This is a genomic window from Sulfurimonas sp. (assembly GCF_014859695.1).
Lineage (GTDB): Bacteria > Campylobacterota > Campylobacteria > Campylobacterales > Sulfurimonadaceae > Sulfurimonas.
The window spans coordinates 1-6,803 of the sequence record NZ_JACUTS010000086.1 but is presented as its reverse complement, the minus strand read 5'-3'; the positions used below and the strand labels follow the sequence as shown (position 1 = coordinate 6,803).

The window sequence follows — 6,803 nt, the reverse complement described above, 5'->3', positions numbered from 1 at the left end:
TGTGTGTTATAAGAAAAAGTGATTATTTACGCACCCAAATTTTTCATTAAGTCAGCGATGCAATCTTCTCTTCATCCAGTGTCTCAAGCAGCACGCCTCTGACTTGCATCTTAAAATTGGGTTGAAGCAGACGTCATCTACCGACAGTTTTGAGCTTGTCTCCTGCGCTGCAATATTCTCAATCTGAGACTTTACAATAAGGGGGAAGAGTATAAATCCAAAAAGCGCGTAAAAAATAAAAACAGCGAGTAATATTTTCTTAAACATCGGCAGACCTTAAAAACTCAACTTCTAAAGTCTACCCTATTGTTTTTTAAACTACTATTGTTTTGCTTCCTCAATAACATCTGCTCTTGGATATACAAAAGTAGCCTCTCTATAGACCACTATCTCATCCTCACGCCCCACTGCATAAGCGCGTATAGTAATAGGAATAATCGTATCATGTCTGGCATCATCCGCCAACATATCATAGGTTCTAAGAACTACGATTTTCTTCTTCTTCACATCAGGCGTAACGCTAAAAGAGTCCGAGGGTTTTACTATTTCGAGTTTTCCTTTTACATCTTTTGGCAGCATGACGTCAAAGTAAAAATCCATCTTCTTATTTTGCGTATTTTGTATTAAAAAGACGTAAGCGTTATCAACGGCAACCCTTCCATCAGCCTCTTTTGAGACTGAGTAGAGTCTGTTTTCCTTGTTTATGTTTAAAAGTATATGCTCTTTATTGCTCCCCATAATAACCATTCCTATCGCCAAACCGATTAAGAGGAGAATGTAGGCGACTACAGTTGGACGAAAATATTTTGTTTTGCCCTTTTTGTCTATTGTCTCATATTCACTTGACCATGTAACAAGCGAAGGTTTGCCAAGCTTACCCATAACAACGGTACATGCATCTACACACTCCAGACAGTTGATGCACTCAAGCTGAAGTCCTTTACGGATGTCAATGTGTGTAGGACAAACGGTTACACAGCTCTCACATGCCGTACACTCTGCATGCGGTTCTACTGCTTGAAGATCTTTTTGCTTTGTAAAAACCTTCTCTTTGGCTTCGTTATAAATGTGCCCGCCGCGGTTAGTGTTATAAAGAGCCATAACAGTATTCTCATCATATAAAACAGACTGAATCCTAGAGTACGGACAGACGTAAATACAGTAATCCTCTTGCAAAAAGACTATATCATAGATGAGAAAAAGCGCAGATGCCAGAAGCGTTCCCACTAAAATCATATGATCAAATGGATTGGCCAAATAAGCAAAAAAATCCTCAGGCGGAACAAAAAACCAGATAAGATTTGCACTCGCCACAAAAGAGAGAACCGTCCAAATCAGAATCGCTACGCCTCTTTTGAGCTTGTTTTTTGGGATGCTCATATCAGGCTCTTGCTGCTTGTTTTTAATGCGTTTTCTAAGGTGAAGCAGTTTTGTCTCTAGCAAATCACGGTAAATTACTCTAAAAATAGTCTGCGGACATATCCATCCGCAAAAAACACGTCCGCCTACTACGGTCATGCCAAAAATCCCCAAAAACAGTATCATTAAAAGAAACGGTAAAAGGTATAGCTCCTGCATGTCAAACTGAACAAATACAAGATGAAGCTCCAATTTATCGAAATTTAGTAAAAAAAAGTGGTTTCCATCAATATTTATCCAAGGCAGAACCAAGGCTACAACTGTTAAAAAAGCAAATAAATAATATCTCTTGTATCTCCACGGAGTCGGTAGTTTCAAGCCGACACTCTCATCTTTCATAATAACTCCTGCTTGTTTTTTGACAACATTATACCAAAATATTATTTTTAATTAGATGACATAATAATAATTATAATATATTAGACGATTATTGAAAGTCTCTTTTATGCTCTGATTTGATAGAATAGGGCCAATATTTATTCTATATAAAAGACTTTTAATGACAACAATAACAACAAAAGAGTATATCTTAAAAACTATAAAAAATAGGCCGCTTATTATTGACGGAGCTATGGGTACGCAGCTGCAGCAGCGTGATGAGAAGATTCCAAAAGAGGCTTGGGAGGGCAATGAGGGGTGCAATGAACTCCTTAATGCAACTTGCCCTGAAGTTTTAAGCGAGATTTTCCACGCTTATCTAACCGCCGGAGCAGACCTTATCACGACCAATACATTCGGCTCATTTTCATGGGTTTTGGATGAGTACGGCATTGGGCATCGAGCGTACGAACTTACCCGTGCAGGTGCAGAACTTGTAAAAAATGAGTGTGCAAAGTTTAGCACTCCAGAGCATCCGCGATTTGTTTTGGGTTCTATCGGACCAGGGACAAAACTCCCATCACTTGGACACATAGCTTATGATGAGATGTATGAGGGTTATACAGAATTTTGTCTTGCGCTAATTGACGGCGGAGTCGATATCTTCTTACTTGAGACCTGCCAAGACCCTCTTCAGATAAAAGCTGCTCTTCACGCATGTCAGGAAGCCTGCAGACAAAGAGAAGTAGAGATTCCCATTATGGTCTCTGTCACTATTGAGCTAAGCGGAACAATGCTCATAGGAACGGACGCCGGAACAATAGCAACCATTTTAGAGCCTTTTGACATCATCTCACTTGGATTTAACTGCGGTACGGGACCTGAGCAGGTTGAAAAACATGTAAAGACTCTGAGCGAATTGTGGAACAAACCCATCAGCGTTCATGCAAATGCAGGACTTCCGCAAAACCGCGGGGGCTACACATACTACCCGATGGGACCCGATGAATTTGCTGATAAACAAGAGAGTTTTTTAAAATATGACGGCGTAAGCTTTTTAGGCGGATGCTGCGGAACAACGCCTCAGCATATTCGTGCTCTTGTAAACAGAGTTTCAAACACTACACCAAAAGAGCCCTCAGGAGAGCAAGAAAATGCTCTCGCTTCACTCTTTAACACCGTTTCGCTCACGCAAGAGTCATCCGTACTGCTTATCGGCGAGAGAAGCAATGCAACCGGTTCTAAAGCATTTCGTGAGCTTCTTTTGGCAGAGAATTATGAAGGTACACTTAGCGTTGCACAGCAGCAGGTAAGAGTCGGCGCGCATGTCCTTGATGTGAGCGTGGGGTTTGCTGGGCGTGATGAGACAAAAGATATGAACCGCGTCATGAGCCTCTATGCGCAAAAGATAGCACTCCCAATTATGCCGGATTCTACACAGACGGCAGCCCTTGAAGAGGCGCTCAAGCTCATAGGCGGAAAACCCATCATAAACTCCGTAAACCTTGAAGACGGCATAGAGAAGTTTGACACGGTTTGTGCTTTGGCTAAAAAATTTGGAGCCGCTCTTGTTTGTCTTACTATTGATGAGATAGGTATGGCAAAAACAGTTGAGCGCAAACTCGAAGTTGCCGAACGCATCTATGAACTCGCTACCAAAAAGCATGGCATAAGAGCCGAAAATCTGGTATTTGACCTCCTTACTTTTACGCTTGGAAGCGGCGATCAGGAGTATGTGGATGCCGGTATAAACACCATTGAAGCGATACGAGAGCTACGCAAAAGGCACCCTGAAGTCGGGGCGATTTTGGGACTCTCCAACATCTCTTTTGGACTTGACAAAGATGCTCGTCCCTACCTCAACTCTATGTTTTTACATCACTGTACACAAGCGGGACTTACAAGCGTTATTATCAATGTGCAGCATATTATTCCAATCAACAAAATCTCAAAAGTGGATCAGGAGATATGCGACAACCTCATTTTCAACCGCAAACCAAACTCCGCTGCACTTTTTGAGTTTATAGAGCACTTCAGCACAAAAGAGGCAGTTGACAATCAAGCAGTAGATAAAGCATATCTTGCTATGAGCGATGAAGAGAAGATTGCCAAACTTCTTATGGACGGCGACAAAGAGAGAATGATTCCGCTCGTTGAAGAGGCTCGCCACAAAATTGCACCACAAAAGATAGTAAACGAGATACTCATTGACGCCATGAAGGTTGTAGGAGAGCTATTTGGCTCCGGTCAGATGCAACTACCCTTTGTTCTTCAAAGTGCGGAGACTATGAAAAAAACGGTTGATTATCTAAACCCATACCTGCCAAAAATTGACAAAAAGGTAGACACGACGCTTATTCTTGGAACAGTTAAGGGCGATGTTCACGACGTAGGCAAAAATCTTGTAGACATCATCCTCTCAAACAACGGATATAAAGTCATCAACTTAGGAATTAAAGTAGAACTTGATTATTTTGTAAAAACACTTAAAGAGTCAAATGCCGATGCTATCGGAATGAGCGGTCTTTTGGTAAAATCAACGCAAGTGATGAAAGATAATCTTGAAGCGCTCCAGAGAGAGGGGATAAAAATTCCTGTTCTGCTCGGCGGTGCCGCACTTACCCGCTCCTTTATAGATGACTTTTGCCGTCCATACTATGACGGACCAATCTTTTACTGCAAAGATGCATTTGATGGCGTAACATCCATGAGCCGCATTGAGGCAGGAAATTTTGATACCGATCTTCATGGCAAAGATAGTGAAGAGAAGATTGTAAAAATTAAAGAGGAGGTAGTTATTCCGCCGTTTAAGGAGCTAAAGATGCCTTCTCGCGATGTTGAAGTGCCTACTCCACCATTTTGGGGCAGACGTGAGCTTAAACTTACGCCTCAGCAGATAGAGATGGCGTTTGAGTGGATCAACCATAAGCTTCTTTTCAAATCTCGTTGGGGGTACAGCTCAAAAGGTCTAACTAAAGAGGCGTATCAAAAGCAACTTGACGAGATTATCTGGCCTGCATATGAGAGGCTAAAAGCGCAGTTTCTAAATGAAAAACTCTTTGAACCGACCATTCTTTACGGTTACTGGCCATGCAGAAGCGATGATAACACGCTTCTTATATTTGACGAGAGTGAAGGGTATAACAGCGAGAGCGAAATAAACTGTGAGCCGCTTTATGAAGTTATTGGAAGAGCAAAAGAGAAGTTCACATTTCCTAGGCAGTCAAAACAGCCGCACCGCGCACTTAGCGACTTTTTTCATAGAGATAGACATGACGTGGTGGCATTTACATGCGTAAGTGCCGGCTCAAAGCTTAGCGAAGCCGAGAGAGAGATTTATGCGAGAGGCGAATATACCGAGTATTATCAGTTTCACGGACTTGGCGTCGAGCTCGCAGAGGCTCTTGCAGAGATAGTCCACAAGCAGATAAGGCTTGATCTCAACATATCAAAAGGTGAAGGCAATAGCTTGGGAGATGTACAGATGAACAGATATCAGGGGTCAAGATACTCCTTTGGCTACGCGGCATGTCCAGATCTTGAACTCAACCGCCCGCTCTTTAATCTTCTTCGCCCTGAAGAGTTCGGGATTGAACTCAGCGAGACATTCCAGATTCATCCTGAGCAATCAACTTCAGCGCTGGTAGTCTATCATCCAAGTGCGACCTACTACAATATATAAATCAGCAACTTTTTGTACTCCCGCTTAAATTTTGTCATTAATTGACAAAATTAACGGTGCTTTAGCACTACTTAATACTATAATGGCTTAAACAAAATAGAAGGATTTAACAATGAAGAAAATAAAATTTATGCTTTTGGCAATAGCAGCGGGAGTAAGTTCACTTTTTGGAGGAGTTTACAATGTTGATGCTTCTCACACCAATGTTACCTTCTCGGTTAAACATATGATGATTAGCACTGTAAACGGAGAGTTTGAGAAGTTTGATGGCAGTTTTGAACTTGATGATGAGACAAATAAACTTGTTGCCCTCACAGGCGAGATGGATGTTGCTTCAATCAATACAAATATTGCAAAGAGAGACTCTCATCTAAAATCAGATGAGATATTCAATGCCGAAATGTACCCTAAAGTTACTTTTGTATTAGAGAAAGTAGAGGGCGATAAAGCGTACGGAAAACTAACCATAAAAGGGACCACAAAAGAGGTTGTGCTTGATTATGAGTTTGGCGGAACTATTACGGATCCGTGGGGCAGACAAAGAGCAGGACTGAGCCTTGAGGGAAAAATAGACAGAAGAGATTACGGCATCACATGGAATCAAGCACTTGAAGCCGGCGGCGTAGTTGTTGGCGAAATAGTCAAGCTCAACATTGAGATACAGGGTATTTTAAAAGCTGAGGATGATTTCTAATATATAAACTAAACTCTTCTACCCTCCTAAAAGCTGGGGTTTTGCCCTAGCCTCTTCTTCTATAGCTCAAAGCTTCTAAAACATGTCTTTTCTCAATAATATCGATTCCCTCTAAATCAGCAATAGTTCGTGAGACCTTTTGAATCTTTTTTATGCTCCTGAATGAGAGTGCAAACTTCTCAACCGCTCTCTCTAATACATTTTTTGCCTCACTATCTAATACGCAATATTTTTCTATCTCTTCATCACTCAATTTCGCCGTAAAACATCTCTGACCTCTTAATCTTGCTCTTTTATGAACCTCTATAACTTGAGAGTGCATCTCTTTTGAGCTTATAGTTGCTTTATCATTTGAACCTACCTGTTGCATTACAATGCAGAGATCAATTCTCTCTAAAAACGGGTCGGAGAGTCTGTTTTTGTATCTTTGAATCTCAAGTTCGCTGCACCTGCACTCTTTTTGCGCATTTAAAAGATTTCCGCATGGGCATGGATTCATAGCACTTACAAAGAGAAAATCACTCGGATACTCAACTTTTGAGTTTACTCTTGATATTCGTATTTTATTGTCCTGCAGAGGTTCACGCAAAGCCTCCAAAACTACTCGGGAGAAGTGGGGAAGTTCATCAAAAAAGAGAATTCCCCTATGCGCCAAACCGACCTCCCCGATTTTTGCCTTGTGACTTCCCC

At 41.5% G+C, this 6,803-nt stretch carries 5 protein-coding genes; 2 read left to right on the top strand and 3 right to left on the bottom strand.

The window, feature by feature from the left end; genetic code table 11:
* Positions 1 to 51: 51 nt before the first annotated feature.
* Positions 52 to 267 carry a hypothetical protein gene (locus IBX42_RS10635; protein WP_294932734.1) on the bottom strand — a complete coding sequence of 72 codons (216 nt, stop codon included), beginning with the start codon at positions 265 to 267 and terminating at the stop codon, positions 52 to 54.
* Positions 268 to 321: 54 nt separating this feature from the next.
* Entirely contained in the window at positions 322 to 1,758 is a 1,437-nt protein-coding gene (gene ccoG / locus IBX42_RS10630) for a cytochrome c oxidase accessory protein CcoG (protein ID WP_294932732.1), read from the bottom strand.
* Positions 1,759 to 1,927: 169 nt separating this feature from the next.
* Here ccoG and metH point away from each other — a divergent pair, with 169 nt between their 5' ends.
* Together metH and IBX42_RS10620 are read left to right on the top strand one after the other, a co-directional pair.
* Positions 1,928 to 5,419 (top strand): methionine synthase, encoded by a 3,492-nt coding sequence (gene metH / locus IBX42_RS10625; RefSeq protein ID WP_294932736.1) that lies wholly within the window; start codon positions 1,928 to 1,930, stop codon positions 5,417 to 5,419.
* 112 nt (positions 5,420 to 5,531) lie between these two features.
* Complete coding sequence (locus IBX42_RS10620) at positions 5,532 to 6,113, top strand: YceI family protein (RefSeq protein ID WP_294932730.1); 582 nt, start codon at positions 5,532 to 5,534, stop codon at positions 6,111 to 6,113.
* Between the two features lie 46 nt (positions 6,114 to 6,159).
* On the opposite strand, the gene IBX42_RS10615 is transcribed toward IBX42_RS10620, so the two are convergent.
* Positions 6,160 to 6,803 (bottom strand): ATP-binding protein (locus IBX42_RS10615; protein WP_294932728.1); only part of this gene is annotated, 644 nt, incomplete at its 5' end.

Excerpts from the sequence above, each read along its gene's own strand:
- IBX42_RS10635 (WP_294932734.1), bottom strand. The coding sequence starts at position 267 with ATGTTTAAGAAAATATTACTCGCTGTTTTTATTTTTTACGCGCTTTTT.
- IBX42_RS10620 (WP_294932730.1), top strand. The coding sequence starts at position 5,532 with ATGAAGAAAATAAAATTTATGCTTTTGGCAATAGCAGCGGGAGTAAGT.
- ccoG (WP_294932732.1), bottom strand. The coding sequence starts at position 1,758 with ATGAAAGATGAGAGTGTCGGCTTGAAACTACCGACTCCGTGGAGATAC.